The organism is Stenotrophomonas sp. Steno-Z10-HUANG, assembly GCF_056393075.1.
In genome coordinates this window covers 122999-141786 of the sequence record NZ_JBWJPA010000001.1, presented here as the reverse complement: position 1 = coordinate 141786, position 18788 = coordinate 122999, and the positions used below count along the sequence as shown (strand labels likewise).

Genomic DNA, 18788 nt, shown 5'->3' with positions numbered 1-18788 from the left:
GCGGTTCCCTGCGGCGCGGCATGACCGGCTGAGCAACACGCGGCTGGTGCACGTCCCCGACCGGTAACCACCGCAAACAGCCCACCCTTCATTACCCCGGCGCGCGGCGGCGCGGCTGGGCAACCGGTGCTTGCGGTTCCCTGCGGCACGGCATGACCGGCTGAGCAACACGCGGCTGGTGCACGTCCCCGACCGGTAACCACCGCACGCAGTCCGGCCGTCATTGACCCGGCGCGTGGCGGCGCGGCAGTGCAACCGGTATTTGCGGTTCCCCGCGGCGCGGCACGGCCGCCGGGGCAACACCCGGCTGCTGCATGCCCCCAACCGGTAATCGCCGTAAACAGCCCAGCTGTCATTGACCCGGCGCACGGCGGCGGCAGCGCAACCGGCGCATCCGGCCTTGTGCGGCCGGCAACATCCCTGCGGCATCTGCCGCATCAGCCCGCGTGCGGCGCGGGCAGCGCCCGTGCCTGCCCACGGCGTGGACTCAGCTGGAGCGCCGCCTGAACAGCCAGCCGGACACCGCCAGCATGATCACCGGCGGCAGCGCGTAGGCGATGCGGTAGTCGAACTTGAGCGCGCCGGCCATGCGCCCGAAGAACATCTGCAGCAGCAGGAAGCCCAGCGCGAACAGCATGCCCAGGAACAGGCGCTTGCCCATGCCGCCACTGCGCAGCGAGCCGAACGCGAACGGCACCGCGGCCAGGCACAGCGCCAGCACGTTCACCGGGTAGAACCAGCGGCTCCAGTAGGTGTCCTCGTAGTCGCGCGCATCCAGCCCGTTGCGCTTGCGGTACTCGATGCTGGTGCGCAGCTCGGCGGCGGTCAGGCTGCGCGGCTTGGCCAGGCCCGAGGCCAGGGCCGCCGCATCCAGGGCCGAGTCCCAGGGCTCGCTGGCCACCGTCTGGCGGGTGGCCGAGCGTTCGCCGAAGGTGTCGCGCCGCACCTGCTCCAGGGTCCAGCCGCTGGCGTCGTGGCGGGCAGTGACCGCATGGGTCAGGCTGGCCAGGCGACCGTCGGCGTCCAGCCGGTAGAGGCGGACGTCATGCAGCAACAGGCGCGTGCCGCCATCGTCGCTGAGCTGTTCCTCGCCGCTCTGCGCATTGAGGAAGGTGTCGCCCTCGCGCGCCCACAACCCGGAATAGCGGGCCACGGCCATGTCGGTATTGAACTTGGCGCTGGCCTTGAGCGCATCGGCCTTTTCCTGCGCCCACGGCGCCAGGGTTTCGCCGTTGACCACCATCACCGCGGTCAGCAGCGACAGCGCGATGGCCACCGACAGCGCGATCCGGCGCCGCGACAGGCCCAGCGCGCGCAGCGCGGTCAGCTCCGAGGTCGCGGCCAGCTGCCCCAGCCCCATCAGCGCGCCGATCACCGCGGCCATCGGGAACAGCGTGTAGGCGCGGCGCGGCAGGGTGTAGGCGCTCCAGGCCACGGCATGGCCGAAGGTATAGCTGCCGGTGCCGATGTTCTTGGCCTCGCCGGACAGCGACAGCATCGCGTCCAGCCCGGTCAGCACCGCCCACGCCAGCAGCACGGTGAGCAGCACCGTGCGGCCGACGTAGAAATCGTGGATGCGCGGGCGCAGCATCATGCGCGGGCTCCCTTGCGGCGCGACAGCCGGCCATCGCGGAAGTACATCCACAGCGCCAGCGCCAGCAGCGGCACCGTCAGCCACCACATGCCCAGCACGGGCGGCAGGGTACCGTTGGCCAGCCATTGCCGGCCACTGATCATCAGGCTGACGCCCACCACATAGCCGAGGAAGGCCAGCATCACGCTTCCGTAGCGCTGCTGCCGCGGGGTGCTGCGCGACAGCGGCAGCGCCAGCAGGGCGAAGGCCAGCGCCAGCAGCGGCGGGGTGATGCGCCAGTGCAGCTGCGCCTGGGCCTCGGGCCGCTCGTCACCGAGCAGGCGCAGGGTCGGCAGCACCTCGGGGTCGTCCTGCCCGCGCGGCTCGTCACGGTCCGGCAGGGCCACTTCGTTGCTGGCGTAGCGCATCAGGCGGTAGTCCAGCGCGCCGTTCTCCGGGCCCTCGACCCGGTGGCCGTCCTCCAGCCGCAGGAAGCGCTGGCGCTCGCCCTCGAAGAACATGCTGCCGCTGTTGGCCGAGACCACGTCGATGCGCCCGTCCTTCTGCCGCTGGATGAACACCTTGCCCATCTTCGTGCCGTCTTCGCTCAGCGAGGACAGGTAGACGATGCCGCCGCCGGAGAGCTGGGTGAACTTGCCCGGCTCCAGCCCGGCCACCACCACGCTGCGGCTGGCCGCCTCGACCATCGCGTCGGCGGTGCGGTTGGCCCACGGCCCCAGCCACAGCGAGCAGGCCCCGACCACCGCCACCACCGGCGCCACCAGCATCAGCACCGGCCGCAGCAACCGCCGCGGGCCGACCCCGACCGCGGTCAGCACCGCCATTTCCGAGTCCCGGTAGAGCCGGGCGATGGCCAGCGACAGGCCCAGCAGTAGCGCCAGCGGCAGGATGATGGGCAGGTAGACGATGAACTGCAGGCCCAGCTGCGACAGCAGCAGCCCGGCCGGCATGCGGCCGTCGGCAATCCGCCCCAGGATGTCCACCAGCACCCCGCCCACGCTCACCACCAGCAGCACGGTCAGGGTCGCCAGGAAGCTCTGGATGAAGTCGCTCAGCAGGTAGCGGTCAAGCTTCGCCATGGGGTGGGTGGTTTAAACTCCCGGTTTCGTTCGCGGCGCGCCCGGCCGGTCTGGAGGGGTGGAAACAGTCCGCGATTGTACGGATTTGGCAATGGAATCTGATCAATGTCTCTGCAATTCACCCTGAACCACGCCGCCCCGGCCTCGGCCGCGGTCGACTGCGTCATCGTTGGCGCCTTCTCGGACAAGTCGCTGTCGCCGGCGGCACAGGCGCTCGACGCCGCCTCGGGCGGCCGCCTCGCGGCGCTGGTGGAGCGCGGCGACGTCGGCGGCAAGACCGGCAACACCACCGTGCTGCACGACCTGGCCGGCGTGGCCGCGCCGCGGGTGCTGGTGGTCGGCCTGGGCGACCCCGCCAAGTTCGGCGTGGCGCAGTACATCAAGGCGGTGGGCGACGCCGCCCGCGCGCTGCGCAGCGGCATCACCCGCAGCGCGCTGTTCACCCTGGCCGAGCTCGAAGTGAAGGGCCGCGACGCGGCCTGGAACATCCGCCAGGCGGTGATCGCCGCCAACCATGCCAGCTACCGCTACACCGCCACCCTGGGCAAGAAGAAGCCTGACGCCCCGGGGCTGGAAACCCTGGCGATCAGCGGCAGCGACGAGACCGCGCTGGCGCAGGGCCAGGCCATCGCCGCCGGCGTCGAGTACGCCCGCGAGCTGGGCAACCTGCCGCCGAACCTGTGCACCCCGGCCTACCTGGCCGAATCCTCGGTCAAGTTCGCCGCTGAGCACGAAGGCGCGCAGGCCGAGATCCTGGACGAGCAGCAGATGGAAACGCTCGGCATGGGCTCGCTGCTGGCGGTGGCCCGCGGCTCGGCCAACCGGCCCAAGCTGGTGGTGCTGAAGTGGAACAACGGCGGCGACGCCAAGCCCTACGTGCTGGTCGGCAAGGGCATCACCTTCGATACCGGCGGCGTCAACCTGAAGACCCAGGGCGGCATCGAGGAAATGAAGTACGACATGTGCGGTGGCGCCAACGTCATCGGCACCTTCGTCGCCGCGGTCAAGGCCCGGCTGCCGCTGAACCTGGTGGTGGTGGTGCCGGCGGTGGAGAACGCGATCGACGGCAACGCCTACCGCCCGTCGGACGTGATCACCTCCATGTCCGGCAAGACCATCGAAGTCGGCAACACCGACGCCGAGGGCCGCCTGATCCTGTGCGACGCGCTGACCTATGCGCAGCGCTTCGAGCCGGCCGCGCTGGTCGACGTGGCCACCCTGACCGGCGCCTGCATGGTCGCCCTGGGCCACCAGACCGCCGGCCTGATGAGCAAGCACGACGACCTGGCCAACGAACTGCTCGCCGCCGGCGAACACGTGTTCGACCGCGCCTGGCGCCTGCCGCTGTGGGACGAGTACCAGCCGATGCTGGATTCGACCTTCGCCGACGTCTACAACATCGGCGGCCGCTGGGCCGGCGCCATCACCGCCGGCTGCTTCCTGTCGCGCTTCACCGAGGGCCAGCGCTGGGCGCACCTGGACATCGCCGGCGTGGCCAGCGATGAAGGCAAGCGCGGCATGGCCACCGGCCGCCCGGTCGGGCTGCTGGCGCAGTGGCTGCTGGACCGGGTGGGCTGAAGCCGGACCCGGGAACCGGGCACGGGGAATGGAAATTCCCCGTGCCGGCTCCCCGCCCCGCCCCCGTTCACTTCCCTTTCCCCTTCCGGTTACCCGCCTTGACCCGTGCCGACTTCTACCTGATCGCCAAGCCCCGCTTCCTCACCGAGCCACTGAAGCTGGTGTGCGAACTGGCGCGCAAGGCCAACGACACCAGCCAGTACACGCTGGTGCTGGCGCGCGACGCGGCGCAGGCCGAGGAACTGGACGAGCTGCTGTGGTCGTTCGACCCGGACGCCTACATCCCGCACCAGATCGTCGGCGAGGACGTGGACGAGGAAGAAGCCATCGTGCTGATCGCCGCGCCGGGCGCCGACGCGCCGGAGCGGCCGCTGGTGATCAACCTGCGCGACGAGCCGTACCTGGGCAGCTGCGAGCGGGTGCTGGAAGTGGTGCCGGCCGACCCGGCCGCGCGGGAACCGCTGCGCGAGCGCTGGCGCCAGTACAAGGCCGCCGGCTACGCGCTCAACAAGCACGACATGTAAGGGACCCGCATGCGCCTGCTCATCGCCCTGCTGCTGCCATGGCTGGCCTTCTTCACCATCGGCCGGCCGCTGTCCGGCATCGTCTGCCTGGTCCTGCAGGTCACCCTGATCGGCTGGGTTCCGGCCGCGATCTGGGCCGCCTACGCGGTCAGCCAGTACCACACCGACCAGAAGATCAGGCGCGCGCTGAAAACCGGCGCGTTCCGCTGATCCCCTCCCCGCCTTCCACCCGGTTTCCCCGCATGACCCAACTCGCCTCCAGCTACGACCCGAAGTCCTTCGAAACCGCGCTCTACGATGCGTGGGAGAAAGCCGGCCATTTCAAGCCGTCCGGCAAGGGCGAGCCGTACACCATCCTGCTGCCGCCGCCGAACGTGACCGGCACCCTGCACATGGGCCACGCTTTCCAGCAGACGCTGATGGACGCGCTGATCCGCTACCACCGCATGCGCGGCTACGACACGCTGTGGCAGGTCGGCACCGACCACGCCGGCATCGCCACCGAAATGGTGGTCAGCCGCAACCTGGCGCTGGAAGGCAAGGGCGAGACCCGCGATTCGCTGGGCCGCGACGGCTTCATCGACAAGGTGTGGGAGTGGAAGGCGCACTCGGGCAACGTGATCGAAGGGCAGATGCGCCGCCTCGGCACCTCGGCCGACTGGTCGCGCAGCACCTTCACCATGGACCCGGGCCCGAGCGAGGCGGTGGTCGAAGCCTTCGTGCGCTGGCACGAGCAGGGCCTGATCTACCGCGGCCAGCGCCTGGTCAACTGGGACCCGGTGCTGAAGACCGCCATCTCCGACCTGGAAGTGGAAAGCGTCGAGGAAGACGGCTTCCTGTGGTCGATCGCCTACGCGCTGGAAGACGGGGCCAGCTACGAGCACGTCGAGCTCGACGCCGACGGCAACGAGACCCTGCGCGAAACCCGCCATTACCTGGTGGTGGCCACCACCCGCCCGGAAACCCTGCTGGGCGACACCGCGGTCATGGTCCATCCGGAGGACACGCGCTACGCCCACCTGGTCGGCAAGCGCGTGACCCTGCCGCTGACCGGCCGCAGCGTGCCGGTGATCGCCGACGACTACGTCGACAAGGCGTTCGGCACCGGCGTGGTCAAGGTCACCCCGGCACACGACTTCAACGACTACCAGGTCGGCGTGCGCCACGGCCTGCCGATGATCAACCTGTTCACCCCGACCGCCGCGCTCAACGAGAACGCGCCGGAGCAGTACCGCGGGCTGGACCGCTACGAAGCGCGCAAGGTGATCCTGGCCGAGCTGGAAAACCTGGGCATCCTGGTCGAGACCCGGGCGCACAAGCTGCAGGTGCCGCGCGGCGACCGCACCGGCCAGGTGATCGAGCCGTACCTGACCGACCAGTGGTTCGTGAAGATGGACGGCCTGGCCAGGCGCGGCCTGGAGCTGGTCGAGAACGGCAGCATCAAGTTCGTGCCGGGCAACTGGATCAACACCTACCGCCACTGGATGGAGAACATCCAGGACTGGTGCATCAGCCGCCAGCTGTGGTGGGGCCACCGCATCCCGGCCTGGTTCGACGACGCCGGCAACTGCTACGTCGGCCGCAACGAGGCCGACGCCCGCGCCCGGGCCGGGCTCGGCGACGACGTGGCGCTGACCCAGGACAGCGACGTGCTGGAGACCTGGTTCTCCTCGCAGCTGTGGCCGTTCTCCACGCTGGGCTGGCCGGAGGAAGCGGCCATGGCGCAGCGCGGCTTCGCGCGCTACCTGCCGTCGAACGTGCTGGTCACCGGCTTCGACATCATTTTCTTCTGGGTGGCGCGCATGATCATGGCCACCGACAGCTTCACCGGGCACATCCCGTTCAAGGACGTCTACATCACCGGCCTGATCCGCGACGCGCAGGGCCAGAAGATGTCCAAGTCCAAGGGCAACGTGCTCGACCCGCTGGACATCATCGACGGCATCAGCATCGACGACCTGGTCGCCAAGCGCACCCATGGCCTGATGCAGCCGAAGATGGCCGAGAAGATCGAGAAGGCCACCCGCCGGGAGTTCCCGGACGGCATCATCGCCCACGGTGCCGATGCGCTGCGCTTCACCATCGCGGCGCTGGCCACCCACGGCCGCGACATCAAGTTCGACATGAGCCGCGCCGAGGGCTACAAGAACTTCTGCAACAAGCTGTGGAACGCCAGCCGCTTCACCCTGATGAACACCGAAGGGGCCGGCTTCAGCGGCGCGCCGCAGCCGCGCACCGACGCCGAGCGCTGGATTCTTTCGCGCCTGGCGAAGGTTTCGGCCGAGGCGCAGCAGCATTTCGCCGATTACCGCTTCGACCTGCTGGCGCAGGCGCTGTACGAGTTCGTCTGGAACGAGTTCTGCGACTGGTTCCTGGAGCTGACCAAGCCGGCGCTCAACGGTGACAACGCCGCCGATGCGGCCAGCACCCGCCACACCCTGCTGTATGTGCTCGAAGCGGTGCTGCGCCTGCTGCACCCGCTGATTCCGTTCGTCACCGAACAGCTGTGGCAGCAGGTGGCGCCGCGCCTGGGCATCGCCGTCGACACGCTGTCGCTGCGCCCCTATCCGACCGCAGCGGAGTTCAGCGGCGACTACGCCCAGGCCGAGGCCGACGTGGAGTGGTTCAAGACCATGGTCAGCGCCCTGCGCCGGGTGCGCAGCGAGCTGAACGTGCCGCCGTCCCGGCTGGTCCGGCTGCTGCTGCAGGGGGGCCAGGCCGTGGACCAGGCGCGGGTGGAGCGCTTCACTTCGCAGCTGCGTTTCCTGCTGAAGCTGGAGCGCATCGAGTGGCTGGCCGCCGACGCGCAGACCCCGCCGGCCGCGGCCGCCATCGTCGGCGAGCTCAAGCTGCTGGTGCCGCTGGAAGGCCTGGTCGACCTGGATGCCGAGCGCGCGCGCCTGGACAAGGAGATCGCGCGGGTGTCGGCGGAGAAGGAGAAGAGCGAGACCAAGCTGTCCAGGTTCACCGACAAGGTGCCGGCGGCGGTGGTCGAGCAGGAGCGCGTGCGCCTGGCCGACTGGAACGGCCAGCTGGCCGGCCTGCAGGCACAGCGCGCCAAGCTGTAGGCCGCCCCTCCGCGGTGACGCAAGCGCCGCCTGCGGGCGGCGTTTGTGTTTGCGGCTATGCTGCGCGCTCCACCGCACCCCGGGCATGCGATGTCGCTGGCGATCTTCTGCGCGGTGCTGTTCGCCGCCCTGCTGCACGCCGGCTGGAATGCCCTCGTCAAGCGCGGTGGCGACCCTCTGCTGAACACGATCCTGGTCACCGGCTGGGCCGCGCTGCTGTCCGCGCTGGCGCTGCCGTGGCTGCCGCTTCCGGCGCCGGCAAGCTGGCCGTGGCTGGCCGCATCCACGCTGCTGCAGGCCGGCTACTACGTGCTGGTCGCGCGCGCCTACCAGGCCGCCGACATGAGCCTGTCCTACCCGCTGATGCGCGGCTGCGCACCGCCGCTGGTGGCGCTGGCCGCCGGCCTGGCATTCGGCGAACAGCTGACCGCCGGCGCCTGGCTCGGCATCGCCGTGGTCAGCGCCGGCGTCGTCGGCATGGCCGGCGGCGCGGCCCGCCGGCAGCTATGGCTGCCGTTGTCCGTCGCCGTGCTGATCGCCACCTACACCCTGGTCGACGCGCGTGGCGCGCGCCTGTCCGGCAATGCCGCCAGCTATGCGCTGTGGTTGTTCCTGCTGTCCGGGCTGCCGCTGCCGCTGTGGGCGCTGGCCACCCGCCGCGCGCAGCTGTGCCGGCACCTGCGCGACCACTGGCGGCGCGGGCTGGTGGGCGGCGCCGGCACCACCGCGTCCTACGGCATCGCACTGTGGGCGATGACCCAGGCGCCGGTGGCGGTCGTCGCCGCGCTGCGCGAAACCTCGATCCTGTTCGCGCTGCTGATCTCGGCCCGGGTGCTGAACGAGCGCATCGACCGCAGGCGCGTGTCCGCCGCGGCGCTCATCGTGGCCGGCGTGGTCCTGCTGCGGCTGGGGTGAACGGGCCGCCTACAGCGGCGGCATGCGGGCGATGTCCGCGTCCACCAGTTCCATCGCCATCACCAGCGCGTCCTCGCGGCCGATCACCGCCGGGTAATAGCGCGGCCGCCGGCCGATCTCGTTGAAGCCCTCGCTGTGGTACAGCGCGATGGCCGCGGCGTTGGACGGCCGCACCTCCAGGAACACCCGCGCCGCGCGGTGCTCGCGTGCCACCTGCACCAGCTCGCGCAGCAGCCGCCGCCCGAACCCGCGCGACTGCCGCAGCGGATCGACGCAGACGTTGAGCACGTGCGCCTCGTCGGCGGCGATGCTGAGCAGCCCATAGCCGAGCAGGCCGGTGTCGCCGACCAGCACCCGCCCCGGGTAACCGGCGCGCAGGCAGTCCTGGAAGATGCCCCGGGTCCACGGGAACGGATAGGCGCGCAGCTCGATCTCCATCACCGCGTCCAGGTCGCCCTCGTGCATCGGGCGCAGGACCGGCGCGGGCGTCGCCGCCACCGCGTTCATTGCCGCTGCTTCCGCCGCAGTTCGCGCAGGTGCGGCCACAGCGCGCGCTTGGCCGCGGGGTTGGCGCGCAGCTCGTCCAGCGGCCAGCTGTCCATCAGCGCGCGGGTCTGCGGGTCGTTCGGATTGCAGCCGGACGCGCGCAGCAGCGCGATCTGCAGGCGGTCGGGCAGGCGCACCCCGGCGCGGCGCGGCGCGGGCCGCGCCAGGGGCGGGGCGGCGGGGGCATCGGGCGCCATGCGCGGCGGGGCCTCGCGCCGCGGCGGCGGGGCCGCGCGCGCGGGTGCCGGCGCGGCGCCAGGGCCGGCATCCGGCACCGGCGGCCGTGCGCCGCGCGCCGCCGGCTGCGGCAGCGGCAGCGGCGCGTCCAGCGCGCCGCCTTCCAGGTAGACCGAATAGCCCATCGCCTGCAGCCACGCCTGCTGCTGCGGCGACCACAACGGCGTGGACGCGGCCGCGTTCACTGCACCCTGCTGGCCGGTTGCCGCCAGCGCTGCCACAGCCACATCAGCGGCCCGGACAGCGCATACAGCACGCCGACCACGAACAGCGTGCGCGGCAGGTCCACCACCATGATGGCGATCACGACCGGCACCAGCGCCAGCACCATGAACGGCACGCGCTCGGAGCGCGGGCCCTTCTCGCTGCCGCCCTTGAAGCTCCAGAAGCGGATGCGACTGACCATCAGCAGCGCGGCGACGATGGACACCGCCAGCGCCACGTAGCGCAGCTCCTCGCCGCTCCAGCCCAGGCTGCCGTCGGCGAACGCCCAGACGAAGGACATCATCAGCCCCGCCGCCGCCGGGCTGGCCAGGCCCACGAACCAGCGCTTGTCCACCGTGCCCACCTGGGTGTTGAAACGCGCCAGGCGCAGTGCCGCGCAGGCCGCGTACAGGAACGCCGCCAGCCAGCCGATGCGGCCAAGCACCTCGCCGTCGAACTTCAGCGAGGACAGCGACCAGTGGTACATCACCAGCGCCGGCGCCATGCCGAAACTGACCAGGTCGGCCAGCGAGTCGTACTGGACCCCGAACTCGCTGCTGGTGCCGGTCAGCCGCGCCACCCGGCCGTCCAGCCCGTCCATGACCCCGGCCACGAACACCGCCACGGCGGCGTTGACGAAGTCGCCGTTGGAGGCGGCGATGATGGCGTAGAAGCCGGCGAACAGCCCGGCGGTGGTGAACAGGTTCGGCAGCAGGTAGATGCTGCGCGAGCGCGGCGGCGGTCTGGTTTGGTCCATGCGGCCAGTTTAATCGACTTGCCAGCCGCGTCACCGGGTGCTGCAATCGGGTTCTGTCCCGTCAAGCGACCGGAGTCGCCATGCGCGCCCTGCCCCGTTTCTGCTGCCTGCTGGCCCTGGCCGGCGCCGCCGGTGGTGCCGTTGCCGGCACCGGCAACCTGTACAAGTGGAAAGACGCCAATGGCGTGACCCAGTACTCCGAGCGCCCGCCGGCCGGACAGAAGTACGAGACCCGCCGCATCACCACCTCCGGCGAGCCGGTGGCCGCGGCCGAGCCGGCCAAGGCCGACGAGGCGCCGGAGTGCACCGCGGCGCGGCACAACCTGGAACTGCTCAAGGGCAGCGGCCCGCTGATGCAGGACACCAACGGCGACGGCAAGCCGGACACCCAGCTGGACGACGCCCAGCGCAGCGCGCAGAAGCAGCTGGCCGAGGCCGCCGCGGCCGCCTACTGCAAGAAGTAGGCGACGCCCCGGGCCTTGCGGCGCCTGGGCTTCTGGCAGAATAGGCGGTCCGCCGTTCCGTGAAGCCACCCCATGCGCCTTTCCCGTTTCCACCTGCACACCACCAAGGAAACACCCGCCGACGCCGAGCTGGTCAGCCACAAGCTGATGCTGCGCGCGGGCATGATCCGCAAGCTGGCCTCGGGCCTGTACACCTGGTCGCCGCTGGGCCTGCGCGTGCTGCGCAAGGTGGAAGGCATCGTCCGCGAGGAAATGAACCGCGCCGGCGCGGTGGAACTGCAGCTGCCGACCATCCAGCCCCGGGAGTTGTGGGAAGAAACCGGGCGCTGGGAAAAGTTCGGCGGCCAGTTGCTGAAGATCAAGGACCGCAAGGAGCAGGAATACTGCTACAGCCCCACCGCCGAGGAAGCGATCACCGACTTCGCGCGCCAGGAGCTGTCCAGCTACAAGCAGCTGCCGGTCAATTTCTACCAGGTGCAGACCAAGTTCCGCGACGAGATCCGCCCGCGCTTCGGGGTGATGCGCGCGCGCGAGTTCCTGATGAAGGACGCGTATTCCTTCCACCTGGATGACGCCAGCCTGGTGGCCGAGTACGAAAACATGAAGGCCGCCTACACCCGCATCTTCACCCGCCTGGGGCTGGAGTTCCGCGCGGTGCAGGCCGATTCCGGCGCGATCGGCGGCGACGCCTCGCAGGAATTCCACGTGATCGCCGATTCCGGCGAGGACGCGCTGGCTTTCTCCACCGGCTCGGACTACGCCGCCAACGTCGAGGCCGCCGTCGCCGCCGACCCGGCACCGCGCGCGGCCGCGACCGAGGCACTGCGCAAGGTCGAGACCCCGACCCAGAAAACCTGCGGGGACGTCGCCGCGCTGCTGGGCATCGCCCTGGCGCGCACGGTCAAGTCGGTCGCGGTGATGAGCGCCGACGGCACCTTCGTGCTGGCGCTGGTGCGCGGCGACCACGAAGTCAACGAGATCAAGCTGGGCAAGGTGGCGGGGCTGGCCGACCACCGCATGGCCAGCGAGGCGGAGATCGCCGAGTATCTCGGCAGCGAACCCGGCTTCCTCGGCCCGCTCAACCCGCGCAAGGCGATCCGCATCGTCGCCGACCGCGAGGTGGCGGCGCTGGCCGATTTCGTGGTCGGCGCCAACGAACCCGGTTTCCACATCGCCGGGGTGAACTGGGGCCGCGACCTGCCCGAGCCGGACGTGGCCGATATCCGCAACGTGGTCGCCGGCGACCGCGCCCGCGACGGCGGCGAACTGAAACTCGCGCGCGGCATCGAGGTCGGCCACGTGTTCCAGCTCGGCCGCAAATATGCCGAAGCGCTCAAGGCCACGGTGCTGGGCGAGAACGGCAAGGCCACGGTAATGGCGATGGGCTGTTATGGCATCGGCGTGTCGCGCATCGTCGCCGCCGCCATCGAACAGAACCACGACGACGCCGGCATTATCTGGCCGGTGGCGATGGCACCGTGGCAGGCGGTGGTGTGCATGATCAACCCGAAACAGGACGCCGCGGTGACCGCCGCCGCCGAAGCGCTGCTGGCCGAACTGCAGGCCGCCGGCATCGACGCCGCGCTGGACGACCGCGGGCTGCGCCCCGGCGCGATGTTCGCCGACATGGAGCTGATCGGCATCCCCCACCGCATCGTGGTTTCCGAGCGCGGGCTGGCCGCGGGCACCTACGAATACCGCGCGCGCGCGGCCAGCGAGGCCGAGAACCTGGACAAGGCCGGGCTGCTGCGGAAAATCGCCGGGTGACATGAAACAACAGCCCGGCAGCCGTTTTCCACGGCAAAGCCGCGCGAAGGGTGACTTACGGGGAAGTGCGCCATGGAAAAGGCCGGGGTCAAAACCCGGCCTTTTCTCATGTAATCAATACATGACCCACATTATCGTTGCCGTTACCGTGAAACAGCCGCTATGCTTTACGTGCTGCCACGGATCGGCTATACCCACCCCATTATCCGGAGTAGCAATTCGATGAGTATTGACCTGAGCGGCCTGTCGGCCCGAGAACTGGCATCCCTGATCCGCGACGCGCAGAAGCGCAAGAGCGTGGTCGCCAAGCGCCAGCCCATCACCAAGGTCCGCGCGCAGCTGGTCAAGACCGCGCAGAAGGCCGGTTACACCATCGAGGAGCTGTTCGGCACCGGCGCGCCCAAGGCCAGCCGCGCCCCGCGCGCCGCCAAGGCCCCGGCCAAGAGCGCCAGCAAGGGTGTGAAGGTCGCGCCGAAGTACCGCGATCCGGCCAATGCCGCCAATACCTGGACCGGCCGCGGCAAGCAGCCGCGCTGGCTCGCCGAATACACCGCCGGCGGCCGCAAGGTCGAGGAATTCCTGATCCAGAAGTGATCAGGGCGGGAAGATGGCAATTAAAGAACGCCGGCATATGCCGGCGTTCTTTAATTGGCAAGGAGCGGGTGAAGAGGAGTGAGAAGTGAGAAAAGGCAGGAGCAAAAGCCGTCATCTCCGCGAAGGCGGAGATCGCTCTTGCTTCTTCTCACTTCTCACTCCTCTTCACTCACTCCTCGCTCAAAGATTCTTCCGCGCCGGCACCAGCAGGTTGCCGAACAGCAGTCCCGCCACCAGCGCCATTACCACGTTCAGCACCGTCAGCAGCGCCGATTCACCGGCATTCACGTTCTGCTGCTGGATCAGGCTCAATACCCCGCGCAGGCTGATGCTGCCGGGTACCAGCATGATGATGCCGGGCAGGCGGATGATCGCCCCCGGGCGCTGCACCACGCGACCGAACAGATTGCCGGCGGCGGTCAGCATCATCGCCGCCAGGAATATCCCCGCCGGCCCGCCCCACTGCTGCCCGCCATAACGGGAAATGGCATACCCGGCCAGCGACGCGGCCATCACCCAGGGATAATCGCGGCGCGAGGCGCGGAACAGCATCGCGAAGGCGAACGCGGCCAGCATCACCGAGGCCCATTCCACCCATTCCGGTTGCGGGCGCGAGCCGCGCACCAGCGGATCGAGCCCGATCAGGTCGCTGATGGTCACCGCGATCATCGCGCCCACGGTCAGTTTCATGATCGTGGTCAGCGCACCGGCGAAACGCGCGGTGCCCGATACCCAGTGCTGGCTGGCCAGCTCGTTGACCGCATTGGTCAGCGCCATGCCCGGCAGCAGCACCACCAGCGAGGCGATGATCACCGAATTCTGGTTCAACGGACCGATGAAGGTCGCCACCAGCACCGCGACGAAACCGGCCAGCATCGCCGCCAGCGCGTCGCTGGCCTCGCGGGTGGCCACGCGGCGGTCGGTGTAGAACAGCATCAGCCCGATCAGCAGGCCGGTGAAACCGGCGGTGACCACGTCCAGCCACGGCAGCCGCCACATGCCGGCCACGCCGGCCGAGCCGAGGCAGAAAGACAGCAGCATCTGCGCGTTGTCGCGCCAGGTCGGCGGCTTGTCGAGCCGGCGCAGCGCGGTATGGCCCTGGGCGATGCTCATCTGCCCGCTCGCCACCGCGTCGGCGATCTGGTCGGCCAGGGTCAGCTTGTGCAGGTCGTTGCTGCCCGGGTCCAGCCGCACCACGCGGGTGATGTCGCTGGAGCCGATCGCCTGGGTCGGGTCGCTGAAACTGAGGATCAGCCCGGTGGGGTTGGACCACGGCTCGCAATCCAGGTCCAGCCGCTGCGCCAGCGCCACCACCGCCGCTTCCAGCCGCTGCGCGGTGGTGCCGTAGGTATGCAGGCGGCCGGCGATCTCCGTGACGAAGGCCACGCGCTGCGCATAGGTTGCGCGTCCGGGGACGATGGAAACGGAGGCGATGGATTCGGCGGACATGCGCATTAGTATCACCCGGAAGTGCGCCGGCTTGATCGCTTCATGGGCCCGCGACGGGGTGACAGGGTATGCTCGGCGGCGGACGCCCCCATGAAGAACGCCGAACCGCCCCACTGCGCGATGGACCCGGACGTCGACGGCCAACTCCGGCTGTCGGGCAGCTGGACCCTGTCCACCGCCCTGCAATCGGCCCAGGTGCTGGGCGACATCCGCGCACCGGTACGCGGGCTGGACGCGCGCGGCATCGACCAGCTCGATTCGGCCGGGGTGCTGCAGCTGCTGCGTTACTCGCGCAGCGCCGGGCTGAGCGACGATGCGCTGCTGTTCCGCGACGAGCACCGCGCGCTGGTGTGCACCATCGACGAGGTCGCCGACGAGCGCCCGCCACCGCAGCGCGACTACGGCGTGGCCGCGGCGCTGGAACGGCTCGGCCGCTCGGTGCATGCCATCGCCGGCAACATCGTGGTGCTGGTGGGCTTCTTCGGCGAGAACCTGGCCAAGCTGGCGCGCCTGCTGCGGCAGCCGCGGCGCCTGCGCCTGACCGCCACCGTGCACCAGATGGAAGAGGTGGGGCTGGACGCGGTGCCGCTGATCGCGCTGCTGTCCTACCTGGTGGGTGCGGTGGTCGCCTTCCTCGGCTCGACCATCCTGCGCGACTTCGGCGCCGAGATCTACGTGGTGGAACTGGTCAACATCGCGTTCCTGCGCGAGTTCGGCGTACTGCTCACCGCCATCGTGCTGGCCGGGCGCACCGCCAGCGCGTTCACCGCGCAGATCGGGGCGATGAAGGCGCGCGAGGAGATCGACGCGATCCAGACCCTGGGCCTGGACCCGATCGACCTGCTGGTGCTGCCACGGGTGCTGGCGCTGGTGGTGACGCTGCCGCTGCTGACCTTCATCGCCATGGTCGCCGGCCTGGCCGGTGGCGTCACCGTGGGCGCGTTCGACCTGGGCATCCCGCCGCAGATGTACATCGCCCGCATGCACGAGACCATGCAGCTGCGGCACCTGCTGGTGGGGCTGTCCAAGGCCCCGGTGTTCGCGCTGATCATTGCCCTGATCGGCTGCCTGGAAGGGCTCAAGGTGCAGGGCACGGCGCAGTCGGTGGGCGAGCGCACCACCTCCAGCGTGGTGCAGACGATCTCGCTGGTCATCATCCTCGACGCGCTGGCCGCGTTGTGGTTCATGCACATGGACTGGTGAGGGGGCGGCACGATGGCGATTCCCTCCAGGGACAGGCACGGCGGCGACGAACTGGCCATCCGCGTGCGCGGTCTGGTCAACCGCTTCGGCGACCAGACCGTGCACGACGGGCTGGACCTGGACGTGCGCCGCGGCGAGATCCTCGGCGTGGTCGGCGGCTCGGGCACCGGCAAATCGGTGCTGATGCGCTCCATCCTCGGCCTGCGTACCCCCGATGCCGGGCAGATCGAGGTGCTGGGCGTGGACGCACGCTCGGACCAACCGGCCGCGCGCCTGCATGTGGAGCGCAACACCGGGGTGCTGTTCCAGGACGGCGCGCTGTTTTCCTCGCTCACCGTCGGCGAGAACGTGCAGGTGCCGCTCAAGGAGCACCACCCGGAGCTGCCCGAGCGCTGGCATTACGAACTGGCGCTGCTGAAGGTGAAACTCGCCGGGCTGCCGGCCGATGCGCTCGACAAGCTGCCCTCGCAGCTGTCCGGTGGCATGCGCAAGCGCGCCGGGCTGGCGCGCGCGCTGGCGCTGGACCCGCCGCTGCTGTTCCTGGACGAACCCACCGCCGGGCTGGACCCGATCGGCGCGGCCGCTTTCGACCGCCTGATCAAGACCCTGCAGGAAGCGCTGGGCCTGACCGTGTTCCTGATCACCCACGACCTGGACACGCTCTACGCCATCTGCGACCGGGTGGCGGTGCTGGCCGACCACAAGGTGGTCGCCAACGCGCCACTGCCGGAGATCGAACGCCTCGACCACCCGTGGATCCGCGAATACTTCCACGGCCCGCGCGCACGCGCCGCGCGTGGCAGCGGGGAACGCGAAGCCGGGGGGCGCGAATGAACCGCCACCATCGCTTCGCCTTCACCGCCCTGCGGCAGTCTTCATCCCCGCACCGGCCGGACGCCGCCGCGCACCGGCGTCCGCTGCTCCCCGCTCCCCCTTCCCGGCCGTGACCCCATGGAAACCAAAGCCCATTACGTCCTGATCGGCGCCTTCACCCTCATCGTCTCGCTGGCCCTGCTCGGCTTCGGGTTGTGGGCGGCCAAGTATTCGTCCGACCGCACCTGGCAGGAGTACCGCGTCGTGTTCGACGAAGCGGTGACCGGCCTGTCGGTCGGCAGCCCGGTGCAGTACAACGGCATTTCGGTCGGTTCGATCACCGACCTGTCGCTGGCGCCGGATGACCCGCGCAAGGTGATCGCCAAGCTGCGGCTGAACTCGACCACCCCGGTCAAGACCGACACCCGCGCCAAGCTGGCCATCACCAGCATCACCGGCCCGGCCATCATCCAGCTCAGCGGTGGCAGCCCGCAGGCGCCGGCGCTGACCACGGTCAACCGCGAGCAGGTGCCGACGATCCAGACCTCGCCCTCGGCGCTGCAGAACATCACCGACGTGGCCAACCGCGTGGTCGAGCGCATGGACCAGCTGCTCAGCGACGAGAACGTGGAGCGCATCTCCAACACCCTGGCGCACCTGGAAACGGTCAGCGGCGGCCTGGCCGACCGTGACCAGGGCACCCAGGCGCTGCTGGTGGAAGCGCGCGACGCGGCGCGCAACCTCAACACCACCCTGGCCACCGCCAACGGTACCCTCCAGCACCTGGACCAGAACGTGGTGCGGCAGCTGCCGGCCACACTGGACAAGCTCGACGCCAGCCTGGCCAAGCTCGATTCGGCCGCGGGCAACGCCAACGCGATCCTCGGCGAGAACCGCGCGGCCATCAACAGCTTCGCCAACGATGGCCTGGCCCAGTTGGGCCCGACCCTGACCGAACTGCGCGGGCTGATCCGTGACCTGCGCCGGGTCAGCGACCGCCTCGAGAACAACCCGGCGCGCTACCTGCTCGGCCGCGATGCACCGAAGGAGTTCGAACCCAAATGAAGCGCTTCCCGTCGATGCGACTACTCGCCCCCTTCTGCGTCCTGGCCCTGGCCGGCTGCTCGGTGCTGGCCAGCGGCGACCGCCACCCGATCACCATCTACGCGCCGCAGGCGCGGGTCGCGGTGGACGCCTCGTGGCCACGGGTGGACTGGCAACTGGCCGTGGCCAAGCCCGCCGCCGCGCGGCTGGTGGACAGCCCGCGCATCAACGTGCGCCCGACCCCCGGCGAACTGGAGGTCTACCGCGGCGCCACCTGGTCGCAACCGGCCACCGACATGCTCGAGGACGCGCTGCTGCGCGGCTTCGAGGACTCCGGCCGGATCGGCGCGGTGGCGCGCATCGCCACCGGCATCCGCTCGGACTACAAGCTGGCCATCGACCTGCGCCGCTTCGAGGCGGACTACGCCGGCAACGCACGCCCGGCGGCGACCATCGAGCTCAATGCCAAGCTGATCCACAGCCTGGACCAGCGCGTGGTGGCCTCGCGCACCTTCCTGGTCACCGAGCCCGCCGCCGACACCGCGGTGCCCAGCGTGGCCACCGCGTTCGAGACCGCGCTGGCACGGACCACCACCGAGCTGATCGGCTGGACCCTGGCCGCCGGCCAGGCCGACTGGCAGGCCCACCCCGCCCCGTAGATGCGGGGCTTGCCCCGCATGTTTTTGCACGCCTTCCCGCATCGCGCCGTGCCGGGCGAGACCATCCCACCCCGCGTGTTTTTTGCATGGCACGGTGCCGGGCAAGCCCACCCCGCCCCGCGTGTTTTTTGCATGGCACCGTGCCGGGCAAGGGCGGCGTGCCGGGCAAGGGCGGCGTGCCGGGCAAGCCCGGCACCTACGGTGTGGTGGGCATCCGCGCTGATCACGCGTCGTCCATCCGTGTTCCGATACCGGCCGAGCCACGCCGCACAAGCCCGGCACCCGCATTGACA

Annotated in this window: 18 protein-coding genes; 12 read left to right on the top strand and 6 right to left on the bottom strand. The window is 70.0% G+C overall.

From position 1 onward, the window contains the following. Positions 1-487: 487 nt before the first annotated feature. Both lptG and lptF read right to left on the bottom strand, forming a co-directional pair. Positions 488-1594: an LPS export ABC transporter permease LptG gene (gene lptG / locus AC06E6_RS00690; protein ID WP_313230464.1), complete on the bottom strand. Its 1107-nt coding sequence runs from the start codon at positions 1592-1594 to the stop codon at positions 488-490. Beyond that, positions 1591-2673: an LPS export ABC transporter permease LptF gene (lptF, locus tag AC06E6_RS00685; RefSeq protein WP_478059912.1), complete on the bottom strand. Its 1083-nt coding sequence runs from the start codon at positions 2671-2673 to the stop codon at positions 1591-1593. The genes lptG and lptF overlap by 4 nt, the downstream gene beginning before the upstream one ends. Before the next feature lie 105 nt (positions 2674-2778). Between lptF and AC06E6_RS00680 the strand changes: the two genes are divergently transcribed. The 5 genes from AC06E6_RS00680 (at position 2779) to AC06E6_RS00660 (ending at position 8758) form a co-directional block, all read left to right on the top strand. Continuing rightward, positions 2779-4251 carry a leucyl aminopeptidase gene (locus AC06E6_RS00680; protein WP_478059910.1) on the top strand — a complete coding sequence of 491 codons (1473 nt, stop codon included), beginning with the start codon at positions 2779-2781 and terminating at the stop codon, positions 4249-4251. Between the two features lie 98 nt (positions 4252-4349). After that, positions 4350-4775: a DNA polymerase III subunit chi gene (locus AC06E6_RS00675; RefSeq protein ID WP_104939643.1), complete on the top strand. Its 426-nt coding sequence runs from the start codon at positions 4350-4352 to the stop codon at positions 4773-4775. A 9-nt stretch (positions 4776-4784) separates the two neighbouring features. Continuing rightward, positions 4785-4985, top strand: coding sequence for a YqaE/Pmp3 family membrane protein (locus AC06E6_RS00670; RefSeq protein WP_104939644.1), 201 nt, complete (start codon positions 4785-4787; stop codon positions 4983-4985). 32 nt (positions 4986-5017) lie between these two features. After that, positions 5018-7843: a valine--tRNA ligase gene (locus AC06E6_RS00665; protein ID WP_478059907.1), complete on the top strand. Its 2826-nt coding sequence runs from the start codon at positions 5018-5020 to the stop codon at positions 7841-7843. A gap of 90 nt (positions 7844-7933) precedes the next feature. Further along, the gene (locus AC06E6_RS00660; RefSeq protein ID WP_478059905.1) at positions 7934-8758 is read left to right on the top strand and encodes an EamA family transporter; all 825 of its coding nucleotides are present in this window, start codon (positions 7934-7936) and stop codon (positions 8756-8758) included. Between the two features lie 9 nt (positions 8759-8767). Here the strand turns inward: AC06E6_RS00660 and rimI are convergent, their stop codons facing one another. Genes rimI through pssA form a run of 3 tightly spaced genes read right to left on the bottom strand, consistent with a single transcriptional unit; the run spans position 8768 to position 10502 of the window. Then, entirely contained in the window at positions 8768-9265 is a 498-nt protein-coding gene (rimI, locus tag AC06E6_RS00655) for a ribosomal protein S18-alanine N-acetyltransferase (RefSeq protein ID WP_104939647.1), read from the bottom strand. Continuing rightward, a complete protein-coding gene (locus tag AC06E6_RS00650) occupies positions 9262-9726 on the bottom strand; it encodes a hypothetical protein (RefSeq protein ID WP_478059903.1) in 465 nt (154 codons plus the stop codon). The genes rimI and AC06E6_RS00650 overlap by 4 nt, the downstream gene beginning before the upstream one ends. Next, positions 9723-10502: a CDP-diacylglycerol--serine O-phosphatidyltransferase gene (pssA, locus tag AC06E6_RS00645; RefSeq protein ID WP_313230434.1), complete on the bottom strand. Its 780-nt coding sequence runs from the start codon at positions 10500-10502 to the stop codon at positions 9723-9725. The genes AC06E6_RS00650 and pssA overlap by 4 nt, the downstream gene beginning before the upstream one ends. Before the next feature lie 80 nt (positions 10503-10582). Here pssA and AC06E6_RS00640 point away from each other — a divergent pair, with 80 nt between their 5' ends. From AC06E6_RS00640 to AC06E6_RS00630, 3 genes are all read left to right on the top strand, one after another. Next, the gene (locus AC06E6_RS00640) at positions 10583-10966 is read left to right on the top strand and encodes a DUF4124 domain-containing protein (protein WP_104939649.1); all 384 of its coding nucleotides are present in this window, start codon (positions 10583-10585) and stop codon (positions 10964-10966) included. A 72-nt stretch (positions 10967-11038) separates the two neighbouring features. After that, positions 11039-12733, top strand: coding sequence for a proline--tRNA ligase (locus tag AC06E6_RS00635; RefSeq protein WP_478059900.1), 1695 nt, complete (start codon positions 11039-11041; stop codon positions 12731-12733). 222 nt (positions 12734-12955) lie between these two features. After that, the gene (locus AC06E6_RS00630) at positions 12956-13327 is read left to right on the top strand and encodes an H-NS histone family protein (protein WP_104939651.1); all 372 of its coding nucleotides are present in this window, start codon (positions 12956-12958) and stop codon (positions 13325-13327) included. Positions 13328-13507: 180 nt separating this feature from the next. Here AC06E6_RS00630 and AC06E6_RS00625 read toward each other — a convergent pair whose 3' ends face one another. After that, complete coding sequence (locus AC06E6_RS00625; RefSeq protein ID WP_104940275.1) at positions 13508-14776, bottom strand: threonine/serine exporter family protein; 1269 nt, start codon at positions 14774-14776, stop codon at positions 13508-13510. Positions 14777-14866: 90 nt separating this feature from the next. Here AC06E6_RS00625 and AC06E6_RS00620 point away from each other — a divergent pair, with 90 nt between their 5' ends. From AC06E6_RS00620 to AC06E6_RS00605, 4 genes are all read left to right on the top strand, one after another. After that, positions 14867-15979 (top strand): MlaE family ABC transporter permease, encoded by a 1113-nt coding sequence (locus AC06E6_RS00620; protein ID WP_104939652.1) that lies wholly within the window; start codon positions 14867-14869, stop codon positions 15977-15979. Between the two features lie 12 nt (positions 15980-15991). After that, positions 15992-16813 (top strand): ABC transporter ATP-binding protein, encoded by an 822-nt coding sequence (locus tag AC06E6_RS00615; protein WP_161615468.1) that lies wholly within the window; start codon positions 15992-15994, stop codon positions 16811-16813. A gap of 117 nt (positions 16814-16930) precedes the next feature. After that, on the top strand, positions 16931-17857 hold the full coding sequence (locus AC06E6_RS00610; protein WP_104939653.1) for an MlaD family protein: 927 nt from the start codon (positions 16931-16933) through the stop codon (positions 17855-17857). Beyond that, positions 17854-18495: an ABC-type transport auxiliary lipoprotein family protein gene (locus AC06E6_RS00605; protein ID WP_240212316.1), complete on the top strand. Its 642-nt coding sequence runs from the start codon at positions 17854-17856 to the stop codon at positions 18493-18495. Before AC06E6_RS00610 ends, AC06E6_RS00605 begins: the two co-directional genes overlap by 4 nt. Positions 18496-18788: the final 293 nt, after the last annotated feature.